Origin of the sequence: Elizabethkingia bruuniana, from assembly GCF_002024805.1 — a bacterium.
Taxonomy (GTDB): Bacteria; Bacteroidota; Bacteroidia; order Flavobacteriales; family Weeksellaceae; genus Elizabethkingia; species Elizabethkingia bruuniana.
The window spans coordinates 4244513-4270229 of record NZ_CP014337.1 but is presented as its reverse complement, the minus strand read 5'-3'; the positions used below and the strand labels follow the sequence as shown (position 1 = coordinate 4270229).

Annotated in this window: 22 protein-coding genes and 1 pseudogene; 11 read left to right on the top strand and 12 right to left on the bottom strand. The window is 37.6% G+C overall.

Translation table 11 applies throughout. From position 1 onward, the window contains the following. Positions 1-23: 23 nt before the first annotated feature. Together AYC65_RS21145 and AYC65_RS21140 are read right to left on the bottom strand one after the other, a co-directional pair. Positions 24-1583 (bottom strand): annotated as a pseudogene (locus tag AYC65_RS21145) (SusC/RagA family TonB-linked outer membrane protein); the annotation flags it as partial. A 15-nt stretch (positions 1584-1598) separates the two neighbouring features. Continuing rightward, positions 1599-3017, bottom strand: a complete 1419-nt coding sequence (locus AYC65_RS21140; protein WP_234300416.1) for a TonB-dependent receptor plug domain-containing protein — start codon at positions 3015-3017, stop codon at positions 1599-1601. 283 nt (positions 3018-3300) lie between these two features. On the opposite strand from AYC65_RS21140, the gene AYC65_RS19895 reads away from it, so the two are divergent. Next, entirely contained in the window at positions 3301-3876 is a 576-nt protein-coding gene (locus AYC65_RS19895) for a helix-turn-helix domain-containing protein (RefSeq protein ID WP_034868955.1), read from the top strand. On the opposite strand, the gene AYC65_RS19890 is transcribed toward AYC65_RS19895, so the two are convergent. The 3 genes from AYC65_RS19890 to AYC65_RS19880 are packed head-to-tail and all read right to left on the bottom strand — an operon-like array spanning position 3863 to position 7005. Next, complete coding sequence (locus AYC65_RS19890) at positions 3863-4549, bottom strand: phosphonatase-like hydrolase (protein ID WP_034868957.1); 687 nt, start codon at positions 4547-4549, stop codon at positions 3863-3865. The genes AYC65_RS19895 and AYC65_RS19890 overlap by 14 nt on opposite strands. A gap of 15 nt (positions 4550-4564) precedes the next feature. Further along, positions 4565-5722: a TIGR03364 family FAD-dependent oxidoreductase gene (locus tag AYC65_RS19885; RefSeq protein WP_034868958.1), complete on the bottom strand. Its 1158-nt coding sequence runs from the start codon at positions 5720-5722 to the stop codon at positions 4565-4567. Continuing rightward, a complete protein-coding gene (locus AYC65_RS19880; protein WP_034868960.1) occupies positions 5698-7005 on the bottom strand; it encodes a DUF5690 family protein in 1308 nt (435 codons plus the stop codon). The genes AYC65_RS19885 and AYC65_RS19880 overlap by 25 nt, the downstream gene beginning before the upstream one ends. 337 nt (positions 7006-7342) lie before the next feature. Here AYC65_RS19880 and AYC65_RS19875 point away from each other — a divergent pair, with 337 nt between their 5' ends. From AYC65_RS19875 to AYC65_RS19830, 10 genes are all read left to right on the top strand, one after another. Then, positions 7343-9031, top strand: coding sequence for an ATP-binding protein (locus AYC65_RS19875; protein ID WP_034868963.1), 1689 nt, complete (start codon positions 7343-7345; stop codon positions 9029-9031). A gap of 12 nt (positions 9032-9043) precedes the next feature. Further along, positions 9044-9709 (top strand): response regulator, encoded by a 666-nt coding sequence (locus AYC65_RS19870; protein WP_034868966.1) that lies wholly within the window; start codon positions 9044-9046, stop codon positions 9707-9709. A gap of 473 nt (positions 9710-10182) precedes the next feature. Beyond that, entirely contained in the window at positions 10183-11310 is a 1128-nt protein-coding gene (locus AYC65_RS19865; protein ID WP_034868968.1) for an alpha/beta hydrolase-fold protein, read from the top strand. Then, positions 11303-12679 carry a leucyl aminopeptidase family protein gene (locus AYC65_RS19860; RefSeq protein WP_034868971.1) on the top strand — a complete coding sequence of 459 codons (1377 nt, stop codon included), beginning with the start codon at positions 11303-11305 and terminating at the stop codon, positions 12677-12679. Before AYC65_RS19865 ends, AYC65_RS19860 begins: the two co-directional genes overlap by 8 nt. 17 nt (positions 12680-12696) lie before the next feature. Beyond that, positions 12697-13902, top strand: coding sequence for an ATP-grasp domain-containing protein (locus AYC65_RS19855; protein WP_034868973.1), 1206 nt, complete (start codon positions 12697-12699; stop codon positions 13900-13902). 17 nt (positions 13903-13919) lie between these two features. Next, the gene (locus AYC65_RS19850) at positions 13920-14633 is read left to right on the top strand and encodes an alpha/beta fold hydrolase (RefSeq protein WP_034868975.1); all 714 of its coding nucleotides are present in this window, start codon (positions 13920-13922) and stop codon (positions 14631-14633) included. 43 nt (positions 14634-14676) lie between these two features. Next, positions 14677-15630: an ATP-grasp domain-containing protein gene (locus tag AYC65_RS19845; protein ID WP_034868976.1), complete on the top strand. Its 954-nt coding sequence runs from the start codon at positions 14677-14679 to the stop codon at positions 15628-15630. 47 nt (positions 15631-15677) lie between these two features. After that, complete coding sequence (locus AYC65_RS19840; RefSeq protein WP_034868978.1) at positions 15678-16778, top strand: carboxylate-amine ligase; 1101 nt, start codon at positions 15678-15680, stop codon at positions 16776-16778. Between the two features lie 61 nt (positions 16779-16839). Next, entirely contained in the window at positions 16840-17673 is an 834-nt protein-coding gene (locus AYC65_RS19835; RefSeq protein ID WP_034868980.1) for a type 1 glutamine amidotransferase, read from the top strand. Positions 17674-17688: 15 nt separating this feature from the next. Continuing rightward, positions 17689-18882 carry a hypothetical protein gene (locus tag AYC65_RS19830; protein WP_034868981.1) on the top strand — a complete coding sequence of 398 codons (1194 nt, stop codon included), beginning with the start codon at positions 17689-17691 and terminating at the stop codon, positions 18880-18882. Between the two features lie 151 nt (positions 18883-19033). Here AYC65_RS19830 and AYC65_RS19825 read toward each other — a convergent pair whose 3' ends face one another. The 7 genes from AYC65_RS19825 to fucP are packed head-to-tail and all read right to left on the bottom strand — an operon-like array spanning position 19034 to position 25627. Beyond that, positions 19034-19813, bottom strand: a complete 780-nt coding sequence (locus AYC65_RS19825; RefSeq protein WP_034868982.1) for an L-fucose dehydrogenase — start codon at positions 19811-19813, stop codon at positions 19034-19036. 3 nt (positions 19814-19816) lie between these two features. Beyond that, positions 19817-20638, bottom strand: a complete 822-nt coding sequence (locus tag AYC65_RS19820; protein ID WP_034868984.1) for an amidohydrolase family protein — start codon at positions 20636-20638, stop codon at positions 19817-19819. Between the two features lie 3 nt (positions 20639-20641). Then, positions 20642-20971, bottom strand: a complete 330-nt coding sequence (locus tag AYC65_RS19815) for an L-rhamnose mutarotase (protein ID WP_034868986.1) — start codon at positions 20969-20971, stop codon at positions 20642-20644. Further along, positions 20971-21819 carry a fumarylacetoacetate hydrolase family protein gene (locus tag AYC65_RS19810; protein ID WP_034868987.1) on the bottom strand — a complete coding sequence of 283 codons (849 nt, stop codon included), beginning with the start codon at positions 21817-21819 and terminating at the stop codon, positions 20971-20973. Before AYC65_RS19810 ends, AYC65_RS19815 begins: the two co-directional genes overlap by 1 nt. Before the next feature lie 15 nt (positions 21820-21834). Continuing rightward, a complete protein-coding gene (locus AYC65_RS19805) occupies positions 21835-22599 on the bottom strand; it encodes an SDR family NAD(P)-dependent oxidoreductase (RefSeq protein ID WP_024565662.1) in 765 nt (254 codons plus the stop codon). A gap of 56 nt (positions 22600-22655) precedes the next feature. Next, positions 22656-24293, bottom strand: coding sequence for a UxaA family hydrolase (locus tag AYC65_RS19800; protein ID WP_034868988.1), 1638 nt, complete (start codon positions 24291-24293; stop codon positions 22656-22658). Between the two features lie 53 nt (positions 24294-24346). Then, positions 24347-25627: an L-fucose:H+ symporter permease gene (gene fucP / locus AYC65_RS19795; protein ID WP_034868989.1), complete on the bottom strand. Its 1281-nt coding sequence runs from the start codon at positions 25625-25627 to the stop codon at positions 24347-24349. Between the last annotated feature and the right edge of the window lie 90 nt (positions 25628-25717).

Sequence of the window (25717 nt, the reverse complement as noted above, 5' to 3'; positions counted from 1 at the left end):
ATATGCTTAAGAAATTATAGATGTTAAAAGTTTAAGTTCATACCGAATGAGTATGTTCTCTGAAAAGGATAAGCTGCCTGCCCTAAGGTTTCAGGATCCAGTTTTACTTTCAAATGCGATATCTCGAATATATTCTCGGCACTGAAATAGAAACGAATCTTATTAAAATGAATTTTAGAAGTTTCTTTCAGTGGCAGGGAGTAGCCTATAGTCACATTCTTTACACGGACATAGGAGGCATCCTGCATATAGCGTTTATTTGGAATGCCCAGCTGCTGCATGTTATCTTCTGCCGTATAAGCTCTTACTGCAGGGAAATATCCATTAGGATTATCCGGTGTCCAGTGATCAAGGTTTTGCTGTGTTACGTTAGTCCATGGCTGTGCATAAACACCCCAGAAGTAAATTGTTCCTGCACCAGGATACCAGTCTCTTTTCCCAACCCCTTGTAAGAAGATACGTAAATCTATTCCTTTCCATTCTCCGGATAAGTCTAAACTAAATGGAAAACGAGCGGATGTATTCCCGACTACATATAGGTCTCCAGGATTATTTACCGTCTTATCGCCCATATCTACTTTACCATCACCATTACGATCTCTGAATTTTGGATCTCCCGGGTAGAATCTGTAAGATTGATCATCGGTACCCATTGCGGTCTGATTAGGATGATTCTTAATATCCGCCTCATCTTTAAAGAAGCCCTCTATTTCAGCTCCCCAAATCTCACCAATTTCCTGGCCTACATAATATCCAGAAAGTAATTTTGCAGGATTATCAAATCTTGTAATATATGATCGGCTATCTGCAAGTGTAAATGCTACATTATAACGGAAAGGAGAACCTGCTAATTTAAATTGATCATTCCATCCTAATCTAAATTCCCAACCTTTTGTTTTAAGATCTCCCGCATTCACTTTAGGTTCAGATGCTCCAAAAACATTAGGAAGGATTTTCCCCGGAATCAACATATCCTTGGTATAACGGGTATATTTATCAAAGTTTAATTGTAGTCGATTATTAAAGAAGGCTAAATCTGCTCCGAAGTTTACTGTTGAAACTTTTTCCCATGTAAAATTATCGGAGACAGCATTAGGTGCATAAACTGCAATAGGGCGGCCATCTCCCAGAATCTGCCCTACAGTACCTGTAGTCATCGTTGGGATATATGGATAGGCTATTGTATTCTTATCTTTATCTATCAGATCCTGATTACCAAGAGACCCATAAGATCCTCTGAATTTTAGTAAGTTAAGACCGATTGTATTTTTCACTCCCGCAAAGAAGTTCTCGTCCGACAATACCCAGCCTGCCGATGCCGATGGGAAGAAGCCCCAACGGTGACCTTTCGGGAATCTGGAAGAACCATCATAACGGCCATTTAATTCCAACAGGTATTTATTCTTAAAATTATAAGCCGCTCTATAATATATACCCTGCAATGCCCATTCTATAATCCTTTCGGTTTCTTCCATTGTACCCGTACTCAATCCGATAGAAGGCAATGAAGTGGAAATGATATTATTTCTTTTTGCTGAAGAGTAGCCATATCTGTTATATTCCTGATTAAAACCTCCTAATAATTGAACATAGTGGCTTCAAAAGTTTTTATGAAAATCGGTATATACATTATATACGTAATACCTTCCCGTCATATTCTCGTTTCTGGCCCATGATGTTGTAGAACCTGTATAGGAGATAGGCTGCATTGGTCCTGTTTTATAAGCCACAGGAATATCATAGGAACGGGTAATTGATGATGTATTTCTGAAAGTTGCTTCAGCCTTTAAATCCCATACCTTTTTAATAATAGATGCATTAGCTGCAAATGAGATCTGAGTTTGTCTAAACTCATTCTTAGAGCGTCCGCCATCCTGTAATCTTCCCAAAATGCTAGCTCCGTCTTTTGTCCAGGTCCCATCCGGGTTTTTAGGTACACTTAGAGATGGAGTTCGGTTTACATTCCAAAAGAAAAGATCATCTATAAATACCGGAGAATCATAATCCGAAAATGTAAAAGCTGTATTGGTAGATAAATCTAACCATGGATTGATATTAAGATCTACCTTACCTCTCATGTTATATCTGTTATAGATATCGTTACCAAATCGAAGCATTCCGTCCTGACGGTAGTATTCTCCTGAAAGTAAGTAGCCTACTTTGTCCAGCTTTCTGGAAATACTTATATTATTGGTAAAAGTAGGTGCTGTATCATTATAAGCTTCTTTTAACCAGTTGGTCGATCCATAATATGCCCAGGAATTGGGGTCTGACGGATTCAGAATTACACGGGGAAGATTCGGGTTATTGGCAATCTGCCTTGCATATTCTCTTTCGTTTTCCGGAAAGAGATTATATAGCGGCGTTGCTGCGTCATGCTTATACTGCATAACAGTTAAAGGATCTGTTACCAATTCCGGCAATTTTCCTACAGTTCTGTATGCTGTATTGGTATTTACAGATACATTCAGCTGACCTCCTTTTGCACTTTTAGTTGTAATCAATACCACCCCAAATGCAGCCCTTGCTCCATATATTGCAGCTGATGCTGCATCTTTCAGCACTGAAACACTTTCTATGTCTGCAGGATTTAATCTCGCCAGATCCTCAGCGCTATAAGGTACATTGTCCACCATAATTAAAGGATTACCACCATTTACACTGGTGAAACCTCTTACATTAAAGTTTGCTGCCGAAGTAGCTCTACCATTATCTATGGTAATATTAAGGTTAGGAATAAGTCCTTGCAAACCTGCACCGATATTAGTAATAGGTCTGTTCTCCAGCTTCTTTGCTGAAACCATATCTACGGCACCGGTAAGGTTAACTTTTTTCTGTTTTCCAAAACCGACAACAACTACCTCATCTATATCTTTAGACCTGGATAGTGTATCCGCTTTTTTGGAGTTTTCTTTCTTTAAAGGTACTTGCTGGGCTATAGCAGTGTAGGAAGCACACAGGAAAAACGCAATAGCGACCTTCAAAGAGCCTTGGGTAATAATCGAGCTTCTTCTCATGGTTTAAGTTTAATTATTAGAATTATTGTTTATTAAATTTTTATATAAATAAGCACTACTAACAGCAATATACCTCCGGCAAATGAAGACGCAATTAAGTCACTTTCCGAGCAATTTTGTAATACAATATTGACATACTTTAGTATTAAATTATCCTCATCACAGCTCTTTGAAAAGCTCTCTTTTTCCCATTTATTTTTTCTGGTATATTTATACTATACGCAACAGGGAACAACTAAAATTTATATCTTTAATGCCCCAATATTTTTTTGGGCGCTGAAATATGGAAGATTACATCATTACCGTCGGAAAGAGAATCAAACAAATACGAAAGGATAAAAAACTTACAATTAACGATATTGCACAAAGAGCTGATGTAAGCAACGGTCTTATTTCCCGCGTGGAGAATGGGCGTACCATTCCCTCCCTACCCGTGTTGTTTTCACTGATTTCCGCTCTGGAAACAGATATTGCCTTATTCTTCAAAGATCTTCCCGTACAATCTAAAAACCCATTCCTGGTCTTCCGAAAAGAAGAAATGACACTGATTGAAAAGGAAGAAAATGCTGAAGGTTTTATATATCAGCATATATTCAGTAAGCAGTTTCCTTTTGTAGGCTTCGAATGTGTACTATTAGAAGTACATCCAAACTCAAAAAGAGAACAGGTAGTTACCGATGCATTTGAATTTAAGTTTATAATCTCGGGAGAGTGTAGTTATATCATTGGTGAAGAAGAAGTTCTGCTGAAACAGGGAGATTCTATATTTTTTGACGGAAGAATTCCGCATGTTCCTGTAAACAGAGGAAACCTCTCCTCCACTATGCTCGTTGTTTATTTCTATATTAACCCGGAATAATATGATCCAGTTCCGCCAGCGAATCCAGAATATAATCCGGGTTGGCAGCTTGTAACTGCTCTCGGGTCTGTGCTCCGCTTAATACACCTATTGTAATTCCGCAACCAGCATTCTTTCCTTCCTCTATATCAATTTCGGAGTCTCCGGCTTTCAGTACGGATTGGCTATCATCTATGGCCAAATCTTTCATCGCTTTATAAATCATATCCGGGTGCGGACGACCGTTTACTACATCGTCTGCAGTAATTACAGCATCTATATCACTCCCATTTCCCCAACCTACCTGCTGAAGAAGTTTATTAGCCGTTTTTGAATCGTAGCCTGTATTAAGTGCTATTTTGATTCCTTTGGATCTTAAACGGTCAAACAATTCAGGCACCCCTTTTACGGGTTTTACCTGCACTTCATCATATGCCTGCTCCAAAGCCTTTTGGAAATATGTAAATATAATTTCTGCCTGCTTTTCTGTATTCTGTTCTCCTGTGCAATTTTCCAGTACATCTTTTATCGCCTGTTGCTTTTCTTTTCCTGCTCCGTATTGTAATACCTCTTCCAGGCTTACATTATATCCATATTCATTTATTGCTTTCTGTACTGTTTTGTACACCAGATTATCTTCATCTATTGTTGTTCCGGCCATATCAAAAACAACCAGTTTTATTTTCTTCTCCATTCTCTATCGTTTATATTACATTAAAAGTTTATTGATATTTTCTTTAGAATAGCCCGCACTTCCGGTCATTCCTTTACCACCGATACCTGTGATAATGTGAATTTGTCCGTCAATTGAATGCTCGAACACATCGTGGTTTTTACATTGTGAATAAATTCCGAACCACTGTCTCTGGATTTCATAAGTAGGAAGATCTACTATTTTCCTTGCTTCCGCCAGCATAAAAGCATTGATATCTTCTTTAATATCATATCCAAGATCATCCATGTCTTTTACATCTGCATATTCGTGAGAATCTCCTATAATAACTGATCCGTCTGCTGCCTGCTTGAAAAGGATATGCACGCCCCATTTCTTCTCGAGTGCATCTTTCTCTTCTCTTGATTTTATCTCATTAAAAGACGGGCACTCGTGGAAGCTTTCATATCTGCGGATACTAAGTCCCGTTAATACTGATCCAGGCAAAGTATAATCAGATGGTTGTGGCACCGTCTGCAACATTTGCAGTTTGGTAACCTCCAGATCGCTTTGTGCAAATAGCTCCGGATACAATGTTTTGAATTCGCTACCATTACATATGATAACATTGTGTGCTAAAAGCTTATTCCCTATAGAAGTCAGAACTTCAGCTTTTCCATTTTGTACTGAGCAATGAATTACCTGTTGATATGTTAACAGCTTTAATCCTTTCTCTTGTACCAGATAAGCCTGTAATCTATGAATCATAGTGCGAGGCTCTACTGTGACTTCCTCCGGAAAGAACAGTCCGGCTTTTACATAATCCGTACGAAGCCCCGGATATTTGGCCAAACATTCTTCTTTTGTAAGAAGTACCGACGAATAGTCATTGTTTTTATTGATGTGATGCAACTCTTCTATCAGAGCTACTTCTTCATCATTGGAGGCAAAGTAAGCCGAACCATTCTGACGAACTGTAATGTCAAATTTACTTTGCAGCTCTTTGTAAATCTGCAAACTTTCTCTTCCATAGTTTTGCCATTTAGTATCCATTCCGGAAGGAACTACCTGTCCAAAATTACGGGTTGTAGCGCTTTGAGGAGCTTTATCTTTCTCCAGTATTGCCACTTTAAATCCTTTTTCCAAAGCATGATATGCATGGAAGGTTCCCAGAACTCCACCTCCGATTACTATAAGGTCAAATTCGTTTTCCATTTTTTTTCTTTATGTATATTTTCAGGGTTATTAAATTTACGATTGAGATAGAAATATGAATACAGTACAGCTAATAAGGCTATTGCTGACAATATATAAGTGCCTGAGCAAAAGAAATCTAACCAGGAAATTCCTCCTACACTAAAGTTTTTATACAACAGAACCAGCATACTTCCTAGATAACCGAAGGAATCGGCCAGGTAGATAAGAAATCCTGCATTCCCTTTAATTTTAAAAGCAGCTATAAACCGATCAAAAAACAAAGCATTGAAAGGCACATAGCATATATACAATCCAAAACCTGTTGATACCATCCAGATAAAAGCTCCGATATGATGATACTGAAACAACAAAGTGGAAGCTGCTAATGTTACTATTCCCAACAATAGCAAATAATGATATATATATAGTGCTTTAATATTATTCTTTATAAAATAGAGTGCTCCGAAAATAAGAAGTACAATAAGTGAGACAACAATTTCGGATTTACTGTATACGCTTACATCTCCGGTATAACCGATACTATCCCAAAGCTCTCTTGCGAAATTATCCCGAAAGTCTCTAAAAGCTGTAAGTAGTGTATAAAACAGAATAAGAAAACTAAAAGGCAGTGCAAACTGACGAAACACTTTCTTTCTCTCTGCACGGTTCATTGGTACACGTTCAGATTTTTCGGCAATATCCTCTGCTGTAGGTGGTGGAATTTTTTCCAGCAAAAAAATAAAAATCAGTAAGGGTAAAAGGAATAATGCTCCTGTTACCACAGGCATCCAAAACTCCGAAATACCCCAGTACTGCATTACCCACATACCGACAGACTTTACAACACCACTGGAAACAATAAAGCTTGTACAAAGAATAATGCCTAATATTTCGGTTGTTTTCCGACCTTCCAGATAGGAGAATACAATTCCCCAAATCATCCCCAATGGCAAACCATTCAGGAACATAAATACCACATTATACGGAGCCGGAACAATTGCAAAAAGGAACAATGCCAGCTCTGCCATCAGAATTAATCCCAGAAAATAGAATTTGCGCTTGTTAGGTGTGAGTTCCGATATTACTTTAATTCCAATAAACTTAGATGTTGCATATCCCAGTACCTGCAGTAGAATAAGGGCGATTTTATAATCTACACCCAAAACCTGCAAATGATCGTAGCGGGCAACTGTAAAAGGCTTTCGGAAAGCATACATGCAAAAGTATGCTCCGAAAGCTGCTATTGAACTATATAAAAGAAAAGTAAATTGCTTTGTTTTATTCTCCTCTGTTGATTTCATGGCTATGATCTGTTAGTACATTTCATAAAAATGAAGTCCTCGATACTATTGAATTCATGATCTAAAACAATAGCTTTAAAGAAATGGTTATCAGTTTTCATTTTTACTATTTGTAAATTTTATGCGCCAAAATTGATTAAATATTTACAAATAATAACTTTTTGAGTATTATAAAATTGTTAATCCAATATTAAATTTTCTTATTTCAGGGAATACACAATTGCAGAATCTCTGCATAAAAGAAGTAGCCGGACCTTACTCCGAAATTCATCTTTATTCTTTAAATTTGTCACTCATGCTGCACTTTTTTAGCAGAAGCACTTTAGCCCTATAAATTTTGAAACACTTTTTATTTTTCTTAATTACAGCTATTTTTATTACATCATGTACTAAGACAACTAGTACCAAAGAAGCAACGGCACCACACTCTATTCCAAATGCAGATTATGATAAAGCCTGGAAGTTTATTGACAAAGGTGACGACAAAAATGGTTTCATCTATCTGGATAAAGCAAAAAATGCTTATATAAAAGCCGGGGACAGCTTTTCTGCTGGAAAGAGCTTTGTAAACATGGCTATTATTCAGGAGCGGGTAAGCGATAATATGGGAAGTATAGAAACCAGCATTACGGCTTTAAAATTTCTAAACGAAAAAAATCCATACCATCACAGCTTTCTTTCCAGTAATTATAATAACATGGGCGTTGCCTCCAATAGTTTAAAAAACTATGCTGATGCAGAAAAGTATTATAAAAAAGCATATCTGTTTACACAGGATAAAATTGAGCAGATTATGATTATGAATAATCTGGCCAACTGCTACCATAATCAGAGAAAGTATAGGGAAGCAGCTTCAGTATTCCAAAAAATAAAAGACAGCCTTAAATCAAAAGACGATATCTATTACAAAATATCCTCTAATCTGGCTAAAACCTTATGGTACGAAGATGCCAGGAACAATCCAACCCCTGTCTATCTGGAAGCTAAAAAATATTATGCAAAAGAAAAAGACGACTGGGGACTGGATACTTCCTATGCCTATTTATCAGAATATTATCTCCATACCAACAAAGACTCTGCAATGTTTTATTCTAACAAGATGTACGATATTGCAAACAGACTAAAATCTCCTGTTGACAGACTGGAAGCCCTACAGAATATGATTGTATTGGAAAAGGGAGATCAGTCGAAGAAGTATTTTACAGAATATTATAAACTTTCGGACAGCATACAGGAGAGCAATAATACCTACAAAAATCAGTTTGCGGCCATACGGTTTGAAAGTGATAAAAACCGCATAGCAAAACTGAATCTGGAAAAAGATCTCGTACATAACCAATATAAAATAATTCGCCAGCAGGTCTTCATCTATTCTGTATCAGGAATATTGATACTTTTACTGATTACCGGAATACTATGGTACAAACGGAGGAAAGCCAAACTGGAACTTCAGGCTCAGGATAAAATAAAAGAAGAACGGCTTATTCTTTCTAAAAAGGTGCATGACGTGGTTGCCAACGGGCTTTATCAGGTGATGTCCAGAATAGAATACAATGATGATTTTAGTAAAGATGAAATACTGGACAAACTGGAGATGATGTATCAAAAATCCAGAGATATTTCCTATACTCCCTTATCTTCTTCTGAAAAGAAGTTTAAAGATCGTATCTCTGAATTATGTTTATCTTTCCAAAATAGCTTGCGCAGAATATTTGTTGTCGGAAATGAAGATGCTATGTGGAATACTTTGAATGCGGATATTCAGGAAGAATTATTTCTTATTTTACAGGAGTTTCTGGTAAATACTAAAAAGCACAGCAAAGCAGATAGGGTTGTTGTAAAATTCAGTTCTGACGAAGGGAAATTTCATCTAAAATATTCTGATAACGGAACCGGGCTGGATGAAAAAACTTCCCACAACAATGGATTACAAAGTATACAACAACGGACAAACTATATAAAAGGAATACTACATATATTACCCAATGAAGGAAAAGGATTTCTGGCAGAGATCTCTATACCTTAATTACAACAGACTATGTTTAGAAAAATACTTATTGCTGAAGACCATGAAAGTGCCAACCTTTCTGTACAGAAAACTCTGGAGGACTACCCAGCTTCAGCTACAGATTTTGTGTATTATTGTGACGATGCTCTAGACAGAATTGAAAAATCAATTCAGCAGAAAAATCCCTATGAATTACTAATCACAGATTTGTCTTTTGAAGAAGATAAGAATATACAAAGAATAAAATCGGGGTTTGAACTCATTACGCTGGCTAAAAGTATTGCACCAGATTTAGCTGTTATTGTATTTTCTGCAGAAAAGAGAGCCGGAATTATAGATTCTCTGTTCAAAGATTATAATATAGATGCCTATATTCATAAAGGAAGGACTGACGTAAAAGAGCTAAAGCTGGCTATTGACGCTATATATAATGGAAAGAAATACCTCTCAACAGATTCTCAGCAATCTTTGAAAGAGATTAATTCCTTTGAATTTTCTTCATTCGATGTAAAAGTTATTTCTCTTCTTGCAGAAGGTATTCTGCAAAAGAATATTCCTATGTATCTGCAACAGGAAAACATCTCTCCCAGCAGCCTTAGCAGTGTGGAAAAGCGCCTCAACATCTTGAAAGATCAGCTTCAGGTAAACAACAACGAACAGCTTGTTGCTTTCTGTAAAGATCTGGGAATTATATAAAAAACAGCTCCGTTACGGTTTCCCGTAAGGCCATGCAAAATTTCATTCCTATTTTTGCGGCTGAATACAAATGCAGAAAATTTAATTCTAAATTCATTTCCTATAGAGCCTGTTGTTAATTTTTTAACGACGGGCTTTTTTATTTTCAGAAATATCCTTTTTACTGAAAGTTTACCCATTTGAAACACCTAAACAACTTATTATCAGCTTTCAGAAGTTAAAAATCTCAAATCTGTTTATCCATGAACATTACAGCGATTTTACAGCTCTGTTTTTCAGATTTAATTTAATGTAAACTCAATCTGTAAAAACAACATTAAAAAGTGAAATAATATCTATTTACCCCGATAACTATTACTATTTTCTAAACAAATACCTATTTAAAACAAAAATAAACTACAAAGTATTGCATAATTACATTTTTTATTTAACTTTAATAGAATTAAACAATTCAGCACAAAAACACAATTCTGATGAAGTTTTATTTAAAAACAGATAAAAACGATGAAAGAACAATATTCATCACCGGGAATTTTAACAATTGGAATCCACGGGACAAAAACTATAGTCTGCAAAAGACTAAAGACGGATACTTTATAGAAATCAGTGATGATAAATTACCTTCTGAAGTAGAATATAAATTTACCAAAGGAGGCTGGGAAAATGTAGAAATGGATAGTGAAGGACATTTCACTTCCAACAGAAAGGTAAAAAAGCAAACTAAAAAAATTGAAGATATTGTTGAAGATTGGCGCTTGAACTGGGCTCCATTCAAGGAAGAATATTTTCCCAAAATAGAACTGATATCTGAAAATTTCTATATCCCACAACTGAATAAAACCCGAAAAGTATGGGCTCTGCTTCCCTATGATTATGAAAATTCACTGAAAAGTTATCCAGTGCTTTATTTACAGGATGCACAAAACCTCTTTAACGAAGAAAGCGTTTTTGGTAACTGGGAAATAGATAAGAAACTCTCTCTCCTTGCCGAATATGGAATTGGTGATATTATAATTATAGCTATAGAGCACGGAAGCCAGGATCGTATTCAGGAATATGTGTTCGAAGATGAAAACAAATATGCTGTAAAAGCTGAAGGCAAAAAGTATATACGCTTTATAACGGATACGCTGAAACCATACGTAGACCAGCACTTCCGGACTTTACCGGAGAGGGAGCACACCGGAATCGGAGGCAGTTCACTAGGTGCACTTATAAGTATCTACGGAGGTTTTTTATATCCCGAAGTATATTCTAAGCTCATGCTGTTCTCTCCATCATTATGGTTGAACCCCAATAATAATTTTCCGATGTTAAGCTTTCATCAGCCTTATCATACTAAGGTATACATCTATGGCGGCGAATTGGAAGGATCGGATATGGTAAAACGGATTAACCTGTTTAAAATAGCCATGAAACGATGGGAAGAGAGCAAATCCATAGAATTCGATATCAGAACCAGCATTCATCCGGAAGGAAAACATCAGGAATTCTATTGGTCACAGGAGTTTCCACGAGCCTTAGAATGGTTATTCTTCGACAAATTGGAAAATCCTAAGGAAAGAAAGAAAAAATACAATAAAGCCAAACAAAATGTCTGAAGCTACCCAACATATTTATATCTACTCTGAAGATTCATGGAAAGAGAACCAACATCTCTTCCTTGATTCTTTGCAAACTTTCTTTTCAGGGAAAAGAAATGAAAGCTTTGTTATTGCTTCAAACAACGAGATTACTTTACTCTTAGGAACAGGTACAGCTTATTCAGAAAATGACCTTACCAACATCGGTCAGAAGTTTTCTTATGATCATAGGGAGAAGTTATCCACAAATATTACATTTTTACATGCAGATATTCTCAGTTCCCGGGAAACTGAAAGTTTGTTATTGGGGTTCTATCTGGGAACTTATCAATATCCTTTTCAGGCAATACATCCGCTATGGAATCCAGAGTTCAGATGGGCAAACATTGAACTATTTGAAGAAAAGTTTGCTAAGATAAAAGCTATTTGCAAAGGTCAGTTTATTTGTATGGACTGGCTGAACAAACCTGCTAATCTTAAAAAAGCACCACAATTAAGTAATTTTATACAGGATAGAGCTCAGGAATACGGCTTCAATCTCACTACATACAACCGTAAACAATGTGAAGAGCTTGGGCTCGGAGCCTATCTGGCGGTTAATCAGGGAAGCCATCAGGAAGCTGCATTCACTATTATAGAATATATTTCCGAAAAAGAAAATGCTCCAACAATAGGTCTGGTAGGCAAATGCGTGCTTTTTGACACCGGTGGAATTTCTATAAAACCAGCTGCCAATCTGCACTATATGAAAAGCGATATGGGTGGTGCTACAGCTGTTTTGGGTACATTAATAGCTGCTGCAGAAATGCAGTTACCTGTCAATATTACAGCCATACTTCCGATTACCGACAATGCTGTTTCCAACAATGCTTACCTGCCTAGTGATGTAGTTACTGCTTACAACGGAAAGACAATAGAAGTAATAGATACAGATGCTGAAGGCCGCATGACTCTTGCGGACGGACTTGCTTATCTTTCAAAAAATTATAAAACCGATTATCTGATAGATCTGGCTACTCTTACAGGAAGTGCTGTGCGAATGTTCGGAACTACTTGTGGTGCCCTTTTCTCTAACGACCAGTCATTGCAAAAGCAACTTGAAGAATCCGGACAAAAAACCGGACAACGCCTCTGGAGCCTCCCATTATGGGAAGACTGGGAAGATGAGATTAAATCGGATGTAGCCGATTTAAAAAATATTTCACTGAAACCTGTAGGTGACTGTATCGTTGCCGCTACTTTTTTAAAACATTTTATCAACGATCATCCTAAATGGGCACATCTAGATATTGCCGCTATGTGCTTCGGGAATGTAACTTATGCTAAGGAAAAAGCAGCTACAGGTTATGGTGTAAGACTCCTAATAGACTTTATAGAAAAATTGTAAAAAACTAAAAACACAAGATGAAAACATTCGTTTGCCTTTCCAGCTATTACAAAGGCTATGATTTTATGGATGAATGCAAAAAGCTGGGCAACAAAGTCATCCTGATTACCTCCGAAAGCCTGAAAGAAAAAAACTGGCCCTGGCATGCTATAGATGAAGTCTACTACATGTCGGAGACAGAACCCTCGGTATGGAATTCTGACCATATGATCCAGGGGTTTGCTTACCTTATGAAGATTCATAACATCGATACCGTTATTGCATTAGACGATTTCGATGTGGAAAAAGCTGCGCTAATCCGGGAAACCTTTCGTATACAAGGAATGGGTCAAACGACTTACCGATATTTTCGGGACAAACTGGCCATGCGCCAGATGGCAAAGGACAGTGGTATCAATATTCCACCCTTTGCTCCGGTTTTTAATGACAGTGTTATTACAAGATTCATTGAAGAAAACCCTGCACCATGGGTTTTAAAACCTCGTTCTGAAGCGTCTGCAAGTGGTATAAAAAAAATACGTTCCGCAGAAGAACTCTGGAAAGTGATGGAAACACTGGGTGAAGATCGTATCCATTTTCTTTTAGAGGTTTTCAAACCAGGAGATGTTTTCCATGTTGACTGCCTCGTTTATAACAAAGAAATTAAATTTATTTCCTGCTCGAAATACCTTTCTCCACCTATGGCAGTATCGCATGATGGTGGTATTTTCAGAACCAAAACACTGGCAGAAGATTCCGAAGACTTCAAAGGTCTTGCAGAAATCAACCAGCAGGTTCTTTCCAAATTTGGGATTGTACATGGTGCTACCCATTCGGAATTTATCAAAAGTAATGAGGATGGAAAGTTCTACTTTCTGGAAACTTCTTCCCGTGTAGGCGGAGCACATATTCCGGATATGGTGGAAGCTTCTACCAAGGTCAATCTTTGGCGGGAATGGGTGAAGATTGAAACAGATGTCTTGAACAAGAACAAATATAACCTTACGTATGAACGAAATCATTTCGCAGGGCTTATTATAGCACTAGCTAAGGACAAGCATCCGGACATTACGGATTTTCAAAGAGAAGAGCTTGTAAAGTCTCTTAATCTGGATCATCATATCAGCCTTCTGTATCAGTCAGATTCTGCCGATAAAATAACTGAGGCTCTGGACGATGCTGCAGAAAAGATCTATGCACATCATCTTAGCATTCTTCCCCCACAAGCAAAGCCAACATCTTAAACACTAAAAACACAAATATGCCACAAGTAGAATATACAGACTACTATTCCCATATTTTAGGGAGGAAAATAAACATTCAGGTGACGGGACATTTCGGACATCCTATTATTATGTTTCCTACATCACAAGGAAGCCTCACCCAGAATGCAGATTTCCATCTTAACGGATCTATAGATCATTTCACAGACAGTGGAAAAGTGAAACTTTTTAATCTGGAAACATTGGATAAAGAGAACTTCTACAACGACAATATTTCTCCTCAGGAAAGAATATGGCGTTATGAAAACTACGTTCAGTTTCTCATCCGAGAATATATTCCATTTATCCAGAAAACTCATCAAGTACATCGTGTAGCTATTGCCGGTTGTAGCTTTGGAGCCTATCATGCTACCAATTTTGCATTCCGCTATCCGGATGTAATCTCCCACCTTATAGCGATGTCCGGAGCTTTCTCTATCCGAAATTTCATGGATGGTTTTAGCAACGATACAGTTTATTTCAATTGTCCTGAGGAATTTATGCGGGACGATGCTTCCTGGAAATTCGGGCATATGCATATTGTCCTCAGCACTTCCGATCAGGATGTTTGTCTGGACAAAAATATTCGAATGTCCAACATTCTTCGTTCGAAGGGAATTAATCACTGGTACGATGAAGCCAAATGGATTAATCATGACTGGCCGTTGTGGAGGATGGTTTTCCCAAAATTCATAAGTGCTTATTTCTCATAAAAACACGATTAACTAAAATATTAACTACTCAAAAAATACAATTATGGCAAAAAAAGTTGGAATACTATTCGGAATGGAAGATACCTTCCCTTGGGCATTTATAGATAAGGTAAACGAGCTGGGAAAAGGCGAAATTATTGCTGAACCGGTGAAAATTGATGTTCTGGAGCAGGGAGCTGATTATGGTTATGCTGTAATTATAGACAGAATTTCTCAGGATGTTCCTTTCTACCGTGCTTATCTGAAAAATGCAGCACTGAACGGTACTTATGTTATCAACAACCCTTTCTGGTGGAGTGCCGATGAGAAATTCTTTAATAATGCATTAATGAGCAAACTGGGAATTCCTTTACCGAAGACCGTTTTATTACCCTCCAATGACAGACCTGCGAATACAAGCGAAACATCATTCAGGAACCTTACTTTTCCGCATAACTGGGATTATATTTTTAATTATGTTGGCTTTCCTGCTTATATGAAGCCGCATGATGGTGGTGGCTGGAGAAATGTTTATCGTGTGGAAAATCCTGAAGATTTGTGGAATAAACTTTCGGAGACCGAGCAATTGGTGATGATGGTACAGGAGGAAATTATTTTTGAAGACTACTATCGTGTATACTGTCTGGGAAAAAAATATGTTCATATCATGCCTTATGAACCAAGAAACCCACATCATTTACGCTATGCAGCAAAATCTCAGTATTCCGGAAAACAGCTGGAAGATCTGCTCAAAACCATTCACAACTATACTATTAAAATGAATGAGGCTTTAGGATACGACTTCAATACAGTAGAATTTGCTGTAAGAGATGGTATCCCTTATGCTATCGATTTCTGCAATCCTGCACCAGATGCGGATAAAAATTCTGTAGGAGAAGAAAACTTTGCATGGATTGTAGAACATGCTGCAAAACTCGCTATAGAAAAAGCGAATGAATATGTTCCGGGCAAGCCGAATATTTCGTGGGGAACATTTGTAAAAGACTCTGTTAAATAAATCCGCAGCATGCGGGCTTCTCAAACTAAAAATTAAAAACACACAAAATGCACAAATTCACAATAGGTATAGAAGAGGAGTACCAGATTATCGATGCGGAAAGCCGGGATTTGGTTTCACACGTTTCTAAAATTATAGAAAGTGGAAAAGCAATATTGAGTGAAAACCTCAAGCATGAAATGCATGAATCCATGGTAGAAATGGAAACAGGCATTTGCCAGAATGTAGCACAGGCACGTGATGAACTTACCGGTCTGCGGCGCCAACTGGTAAAAATAGCACACGACCAGGGACTGCGTGTTTCAGGCGGAGGGACCCATCCTTTCTCTCACTGGAAGGATAACATTATTACCAAAGCCGAACGTTACAACAAAATTGTAAATGATATGGGTGACGTTGCCCGATCTAATCTGATTTTCGGGCTACACGTACATATTGGTATTCCGGACAGAGAAGAAGGAATCCGCATTCAGAATGTAATGCGTTACTTTTTGCCCCATGTTTATGCACTGTCTACCAACTCCCCTTTTTGGGTAGGCCGACTTACAGGTTTTAAGTCATACCGCCAGGAAGTTTTTGCCAAATTTCCAAGAACGGGTATTCCGAGTTATTTCAGCAGTGTTGCAGAATTTGATGCTTATGTTAACCTGATGATAAAAACCGGAACTATAGACAATGCTAAAAAGATATGGTGGGATCTTCGCGTGCATCCTTTTTATCCGACTATAGAATTCAGGATTTGCGATATGCCTTTTACAATAGACGAAACGACATGTCTAGCCGCGATTATGCAATCTCTGGTTGCTAAAATCTACAAAATGCACAGACAAAATATTAGTTTCCGTTCTTACCGTAGATTATTGCTGAGTGAGAATAAGTGGCGGGCCTCAAAAGACGGAATACATGCAGACCTTATCGACTTTGGTAAAGAGGCCAGTGTACCTTATGCTATTTTGTTGGATGAATTACTGGAATTTATAGATGATGTTGTTGATGAACTGGGCTGTCGTAAAGAAGCGGAATATGCCCGTGAAATTATAAAAATGGGAACCGGCGCTGATCGACAGCTAAAGGTTTTCCATGAAACTGGCGACATCAAGAAGGTTGTAGACTATATGATTCGTGAAACCGAAAAATCCGTACTCTAATACCACAGAACACTGGAAAACAACTTTTTACTTTATTACATTTGTAGAAAATATACAGATTATGAACCACGAAATAAAAATTGCAATACTCGACATGAACAACAATCATCCTAACCAAGGGATGCGAAATATAAAAGCTATATCGGAAACATTCAAAGCCAATTCCGGATATCAGGTCAGTATTGAGATTTTTGACGTTCGTCACAAATATGAAATGCCTAAAATCGAAGATTTTGATATTTTCATTTCTTCCGGAGGTCCCGGAAATCCGCATAAGGAAGGTTTTGTATGGGAGGAGAATTACAATCGTTTTCTGAATGCTGTATGGAAACATAACAAAGAAAATGAATCTAAAAAGTATATGTTTCTTATCTGCCATTCATTCCAGCTAGCCTGCATTTATTGGGATCTGGCTGAAGTTACTCAAAGAAAGTCTTATTCTTTCGGAGTTATGCCGATCCATAAGACAGAAGCTGGTGAAAAAGATTTTTTACTGAAAAATCTTCCCGAACCTTTCTATGCAGTAGATTCCAGAGCTTATCAGGTTATACAGCCTAAAACAAATCATCTGGAAAAACACGGAATGCAGATTTTGGCACTGGAGAAAGAACGTCCATATGTTGATCTGGAAAGGGCTGTAATGGCTATTCGGTTTTCCGAAGAGATATTTGGAACTCAATTCCACCCGGAAGCAGATCCGGAAGGCTTTCTGGAATCTCTGAAAGTTGAAAAATACAAAAACAGTATTATTGAAGATTACGGACTGGATAAATATCAGGAAACAATAGACCGTATTGACGACGAAGATAAAGTAGTACTTACAAGAAAAGAAATCCTGCCAGTATTTTTGGAGTTTGCCGCACAGCAGATTTCTAAAACTGTTTCCCTGGCCTAAAAACACAGATATGATATGATTCCTAATCTCAGAAAGCAGTTTAATGATGCTTTCTCACCAGAGAAATATCAAAAACTAAAAGATACCTGTCAGCAACATTCATCTACAGAAATTGGATTCAGACTTTCAGAAAGCCCGATTTTTGTTGATAAAGTTTTTCAGGAAAAACTATTTAATGCAGCCGAGTCTATTATCCAGCAAATAGATTCTTTTTCTGCCGAAGAACTAAACAAAGCGATTCCTTCTCAGTCTTTGGTTCCCGGTGATGATTCCCATTATCATTTTCTGGCAATTGATTTCGGAATCTGCAGAAATGAATCCGGAGAGCTGGAACCTCAGCTAATCGAATTACAGGCTTTCCCTTCTCTTTTTGGTTTTCAACGCCAATATGAGGAAGACTTAAGATCAGTATACCCTTTTCTGGATACTTTCAAAAGACGTATCCCGATAAATGATTACATAGAGATGCTAAGGAATATTATTATCGGAAACGAAAATCCGGAGAATGTTATTCTGCTGGAAATATTCCCTGAACAGCAAAAGACAGCTGTAGACTTCAGTGTAACTGAAAATTTCCTGGGTATAAAAACCATTTGCCTAACCCAGCTTATAAAAGAAGGCCGACAGCTTTTCTACGAAAACAATGGGAGAAAGATCAAAATAAACCGTATTTACAATCGTGTAATTTTTGATGAGCTGGATAATATTTCGGATCTAAAAACTGATTTTCATTTCACAGATGATGTAGATGTAACCTGGGTAACGCATCCTAACTGGTTCTTCAAAATTTCTAAATTTATCCTTCCAAAGCTAGACCATGCTTATATTCCGAAAAGTTATTTTCTGAATGAAGCTCCAAATAGTCTAGACTACAGTCAGTATGTATTAAAACCTCTTTTCTCTTTTGCAGGAAGTGGTGTAAACATATATCCCAAGCAGGAAGATATTGACAGTATAAGTGACAAAGAAAATTATATACTGCAACAAAAAGTGAGCTATGCTCCAATATTTGAGGATATCAACGGTGAGTTTTCCAAAGCAGAAATCCGTCTATTGTTTGGTAAGGCGGAAAGAAGTAACAAATTAGAGTTCCTTGTAAATCTTGTAAGAATGACCAAAGCAGAAATGGTGAATGTAAATTTCAATAAGAAAGATGCAATCTGGATTGGCAGTACCATGGCCTTTTTCGAAAGTGATCTTCAAAAATAATTAAGTTAATATTCATTCTCATACTTACAAACCTTATAGGTCTCTTAGACCTATAAGGTTTGTTTACAGTCAGTAAAAAGTAAAAGAGCGCTACCCGAAAGCAGCACTCTTTTTTTGAAAAGTTAAAATAATAATATTTGTGATGAAGTTTTTATAAAGCTCTGTCCAGGTGTACATAGCCACCATCGACATGAATCAATTGCCCTGTTGTATGGCTGGACTTTTCTGAGAGCAGAAATACAACCATATTGGCAATTTCCTCAGTTGTAGTCATTCTTTTTTCAAATGGAATTTTATCTGTTATAGATTTCAATTTAGCCTCAGGATTATCAAAAGTCTTAATCCACTTTTCATATAACGGTGTATACGCTTCGGCAACAATTACAGCATTTACCCTGATGCTGTAAGGCAATAATTCTACAGCCCAGTCTCTGGTCAACCCACTTCTTCCGCCATTGGATGCTGCATAAGCAGAAGTTCCGCCTTGCCCGGTTTCAGAAGTTTTGCTTCCTATATTTACAATCGATCCTTTACTTTCTTTCAGCGCAGGAAGTGCATAATGAGCCAGAAGATAATAATGAATAAGATTTTTGTGCAATGACTGCATAAAAGCCTCATAACTTCCATTCTCCAACCCTACTCCGTCATTAACTCCTGCGTTATTTACCAACCCATCAATTCTTCCGAACTTTGTAATAATCTCATCTATAGCTTTTCTGCATTCCTCAGGCTGAGTCAATTCGGCAACTACAGCATGAGCTGTCAGATTTTTTTCGGCTAAATCATCAATAAGTTTCTGATTGTCTTCAGCGCTTCTTCCGATGATAACAGGAATTGCTTTTTCCTGAGCCAATACCCGTACAATACCTTCACCAATACCTTTGGCCCCGCCACTTACAATGATAATTTTATTTTCAAGTTGTAAATCCATGTTCTATAAATTATAAAAATCAACAGCATTTCCTCTCAGGATTTGTTGCTGCTCTTCTTTACTAAATCTTTGTATATAGTCTTTTACCAGCTGTATCCATTCTGTATAATTGGTGTTCAGAAGCATTACCGGCCAATCACTCCCAAACATTATTCTGGATGTCCCAAAATTTTCGAAAATTACATCTAAATAAGGTTCCAGCATTTCTTTTGTCCACTTTCCTTTTTCAGCTTCAGTAACCAATCCGGAAAGTTTGCAATACACATTTGCAGATTTGGCCAATACTGTAATATTCTTTTTCCAATGATCTATCTCTGGTGTTTTTAAATCTGGTTTACCCATATGATCCAAAACCAGTTTTTGCTCAGGAAGCTTTTCAGCAAACTCAATGGCTTCTTCCAATTGCGAATAATAGACCAGAATATCATAGATATAATTATATTCTTTCAGCTTTTTTACGTTATCCACAAACTGTGGATAAGCTAAAAAGCCTTCCGGTTCTGCCTGCACAATATGCCTCCAGCCTTTTAGTTTAGAATATTTTCTATAGGTATGCAGCTGCTCTTCGAAATTATCACTCAGGAAATCTATCCAGCCAACAATGCCCAATATCCTAGGGTTATTTTCTGCAAGATCCAGCAAAAATCTGGTTTCTGCAATACTCTGATCTGCCTGTACAGCAACAATTCCCTCAACGCTGTTACTTACCAGCAATTCTTCAATATCAGAAGGCAGAAAGTCTTTGCGGATAACTTCCATACTATCATCGATCCAGCTATCGCGGACCTCATCATATTGCCAGAAATGAACGTGAGTGTCTATCATTTTCTACAGACTAAATATTTTGTTCATTAACACCCATTTTTCGCCAGGCTTAGATTTGGGTAATGCCTGCTGATAATCCCACATCAGCTTTTCCCATTCCTGAACTTTCGGGTTTCCTGCATCTGCTTCAGCCTTTACGTCGAAAGAAAAATCATCTCCAACTTCCATTATCATAAAAAGTCGGTTATCTGTACGGTAGATTTCCATATTCTGTATTCCGGAATTTTTGATGCTTTCCAGAATTTCAGGCCATACCTGTTTGTTGTATTCTTCATATTGACGAATTAACTCGTCGTCGTCTTTAAGGTCTAAAGCTAGTGCATATTTTCTCATTAGGAATAAGCTTTTACATTTTGTTTACTTGTTCCCAGTCCTTCTATTCCTAATTCTACTACATCTCCCGGATTCAGATACCATGCTTCTGGTTTCTGTCCCATTCCTACTCCTGCAGGTGTTCCGGTGGAAATTACATCTCCCGGGAGTAAGGTCATAAACTGACTGATATAACTTACTATATAAGCTACATCAAAGATAAAGTTTGAAGTATTACCATCCTGAACCTTTTTGTCATTTACTTTCAGCCAAAGTCTCAAGTTATTAACATCTTTTATTTCATCTTTTGTGGCGATAAAAGGACCTAGTGGTGCAAATGTATCTGCACTTTTTCCTTTTACCCATTGCCCGTTTCTTTCGATCTGGAAAGCTCTTTCGCTGTAATCATTGTGCAAAGCATAGCCTGCAACATGATCCAATGCATTTTCCATTTCCACATAGCTGGCTTTTTTTCCTATTATAATAGCCAGTTCAACCTCCCAGTCTGTTTTAGTGCTGTTTTTGGGAATTATCAGATCGTCGTTAGGACCAACTAAGGCTGAAGTAGATTTAAAAAACAAAATAGGTTCAGATGGTATAGGCATATTAGTTTCTTCGGCATGGTCCTTATAATTAAGTCCTACGCAAACAATTTTTGAAGGTCTTGCCAGTGGCGCGCCCAGTCTTACATCCTGATCAACTTCGGTAAGTCCGCCGGCAGCAATTTTTTCTTTTAACTCTTCAATAGCATTCCCGGAGAAAAACTTTTCATCATAATCATTCACCAGGTGAGAAACATCGTAGTATTTCTCATCAATAATAACACCTGGTTTTTCTTGTCCTTCCGCTCCGTATCTTATTAGTTTCATTGTCTTTGTTTAAAATTAGTTGTTTAATGTTGTAAAACCTCCGTCAATCGGGTAATCGCATCCTGTAATAAAAGAAGCTTCATCACTGCATAAATACAATGCCAGTGCTGCAATTTCTTTTGGATTCGCCATTCTTCCTATTGGTTGGGTTTTGGAAAGGTTCTGAAACATTTCCTCTATTCTGTCAGGATAATTTTTCTGTAAAAAACCATCTACAAAAGGTGTATGTACTCTAGCCGGAGAAATAGAATTACAACGGATATTATCATGGATGTAGTCTTTGGCCACACTCATCGTCATCGCTTTTACAGCTCCTTTTGCAGTACTATAAGCAAATCTGTCCGGAATACCTACCAATGCCGCAATAGATGCAAGATTAAGAATAACTGCATTTCCGGATTCTTTCAATTGTGGAATAGCTGCATGTAAACAGTTATAAACTCCCTTGATATTTACATTTACTATCTTATCAAAATCTTCTTCTGAGGTATTATCTGCTTTACCAACATGGGCAATACCGGCATTATTTACCAATATATTAATGGCTCCTATGCTTGTAAACAAGTCTTTTATCTGTTGGTGATTGGATACATCACAAACATGAACATAGGCTTTCCCTCCTTTTGCTTCTATTTCGGATAATGCCTCTGCTCCGTTGGCTTCACTAATTTCCAGGATATGAACTTCCGCTCCCTGCTCGGCAAATAATTCGGAAATAGCTTTTCCAATACCACTTCCTCCTCCTGTAATTACTGCTTTTTTATTTTTTAATGAAAACATTTTATATTTTTTTAAGCGCAAAACGCGCAAAGTATTTCTAACTTCTAACTTCGTACTTATAAACTCACTCCTCTTTTCCAGGGGATAAAATCATCTTGATTGAGTAAAACAGCTTTTGGTATAATTCTACCGCTTGCCACTTCTATACAATAATCGAGAATATCTTCTCCCATTTCTGCAATAGTCTTGCTTCCTTCTATAATTGGTCCTGTATCGATATCTATAATATCGGACATTCTGATCGCCAATGATGTATTGGTTGCTACTTTTATGGTAGGACAAACCGGATTCCCCGTTGGTGTTCCCAATCCTGTCGTAAATAATATTAAGGTAGCTCCGGAAGCTGCTTTTCCTGTTGTTGCTTCTACATCATTTCCGGGAGTACAAACTAAACTCAATCCGGGTTTTGTTGCTTTCTCGGTATAATCCAAGACATCAGCTACCGGAGAAAGGCCTCCTTTTCTGGCTGCTCCGACAGATTTTATAGCATCAGTAATAAGACCATCTTTTATATTTCCCGGTGATGGGTTCATATAAAAACCTGAACCAACTTTATGTGCTAATGTATCATATTCTGTCATGAGTTTGATAAATTTCTCGGCAGTTTCTTTATCCACAGAGCGGTCGATCATTTCCTGCTCGGCTCCGCACAATTCCGGAAACTCAGCCAGTAATACTTTCCCGCCTAATCCTACTAACAAATCGGCTGTATAGCCTACAGACGGATTCGCAGAGATTCCGCTGAATCCATCACTTCCGCCACATTTAACACCCAATACCAATTTATCCAGTCTTGCCGGCTTTCTTTCTATTTTATTAATTTCCGTAAGCCCGATAAAAGTATCATGAATAGCCTGTCTGATTAAAGCTTCTTCACTTTGTGTCTTTTGCTGTTCAAATACCAGAAGGGGTTTATCGAAATTAGGATTTCTCTCTTTTAAATCTTTCTTAAAGTTATCTACCTGAAGATGCTGACAACCGAGGCTAAGCAAAGTAATTCCGGCAACATTCGGATGGTCTGCATAGGATGCTAATAGCTTACTAAGCGTTGCAGAATCCTGTCTGGTTCCGCCACAGCCACCGCTATGATTCAGGAATTTTATACCGTCTACATTTTTGAAAACACGATTCTTTACTTCCACAACTGGATTTAAAGATATGTTTTCTAAATCTTCACCTTTCTGATAGGCTTCCAGTAAATGATGGGTATAGTCTTTATATTTATCTCCTACAGCATATCCGAGTTCGTTGTGCAAGGCTTCTTTAATGATGTCAAGGTTCCTGTTTTCACAAAATACCGTAGGAATAAACAACCAATAATTAGCTGTTCCTACTTCGCCATTGCTGCGGTGATAGCCATCAAAAGTTTTATCTTCAAACTTTGAGATATCAGGTGCCTGCCATGCATATTCCACATCGCGGTATGCATAAGGTTCTGCTGCATGCTTGGTATTTTCTACACTCATCCTTGCTCCTTTCTTCACATCGAACTGTGTTTTTCCAACCAGAACACCGTACATCATTACTTCACTTCCCTGCGGAAGATCCTGCATGAAGAATTTATGCTTTGCTGGAATTTTCTCTAAGGTTTCATATTCCAGTCCTTCAAAAAGGACTTTCTCACCCTGTTCAATATCTTGTAGTGCCACTAAGACATTGTCCTTTGGGTTAATTCTCAATATTTTATTTTTCATGATTATGTTCTCTGATTATTATCGAAGTTTTATCAGCAGCTAAAGCTGCTTGACTATGCTTCGGTTGGTTTCCAGCCATATTTACCAAAAGCAAATACAACAATGAAACATATAAATGGTACGATGTAGCCATACTGTATACTATGGGTAACATCTGAAATATAGCCTAATCCTAATGGCAATATTGCTCCTCCTACAATAGACATTACAATAAGAGAAGATGCTATCTTGGTATCTTTACCCAAATCTGCTATTCCCAGTGAAAAAATTGTAGGGAACATTATCGACATAAAGAAAGCTACTCCAATAAGCGCATAAATGGTAATATCACCTTTTCCGAATACTGCTACCAAAGTAAGAAGCATGCTCAGAACTGCGTAGATCATTAAAAGTTTATTAGGCTTTACGTATTTCATAAAGAAGGTTCCGACAAATCTTCCAACCATAAAGGCCAGTCCTGCCAATCCTGAATAAAATGCAGCATTTTTTTCCGTAATTCCTGCTGAAACAACAACAAAACGTATAAAAAAGCTTAGTACACATACCTGCGCTCCTACATAAAAGAATTGTGCAACAACTGCCCAGCGAAGATGTTTGTGTCTCCACGCATGAGAAATTTTAGATTTATCACCATCGTCTTCATGCTTAATGTCTGGCAACTTTGTAAAGACAAACAAAAGCATTACAATAACAATAATAACTCCCAGAACCAGATATGGCCCTTTTACACTGGCTGCTTCCTGAGCAATGTAAGCACTAAGCTCGTGTGGAGGTAATGCTTTTAGTTGTGAATCAGTCATAGATTGTTCACTCAGAATATATTTACCTCCAACGATTGGCGCTATAAAAGCTGCGAGTCCGTTGAAAGATTGTGAAAAGTTTAATCTGCGTGTTGCTGTTTCTTCAGGGCCTAAAATAGTTACATAGGGATTAGCTGCTGTTTCCAGAAAGGCCAATCCACAGGCTATTACAAATAATGCTCCTAAAAAGAAAATGTACATCTGGGTATTGGCTGCCGGAATAAAAAGGAAAGCTCCTAATGCAAACAGGCAGAGCCCAAATATGATTCCACTTTTATAGCCATACTTGCGCATAACATTTCCGGCAGGTATTGCCATAAGAAAATAGGCAATAAATATAGAAAAATCCACAAGGGAAGATTCTAAATCTGTCAGCTGAAAAGCCTTTCTCAGGTGCGGAATCAGCACCGGATCCAGGTTGTGAACAAAGCCCCAGAAGAAGAAGAGACTCGTAACGAGAATCAGTGGGAAAAGGTAGCCTCTCCTCCTTTCTGATGAAGCTTTTGTTGATTGCTCTGTTGTTATGTTTTGCATGGTCTATAAAGTAAAGGTCTTCGTGGTTATTAGTTTTTCGTTTTTCACTTAAATTTTCATGGTTATTAGTTTGTTAGTTTTTATTTAAGC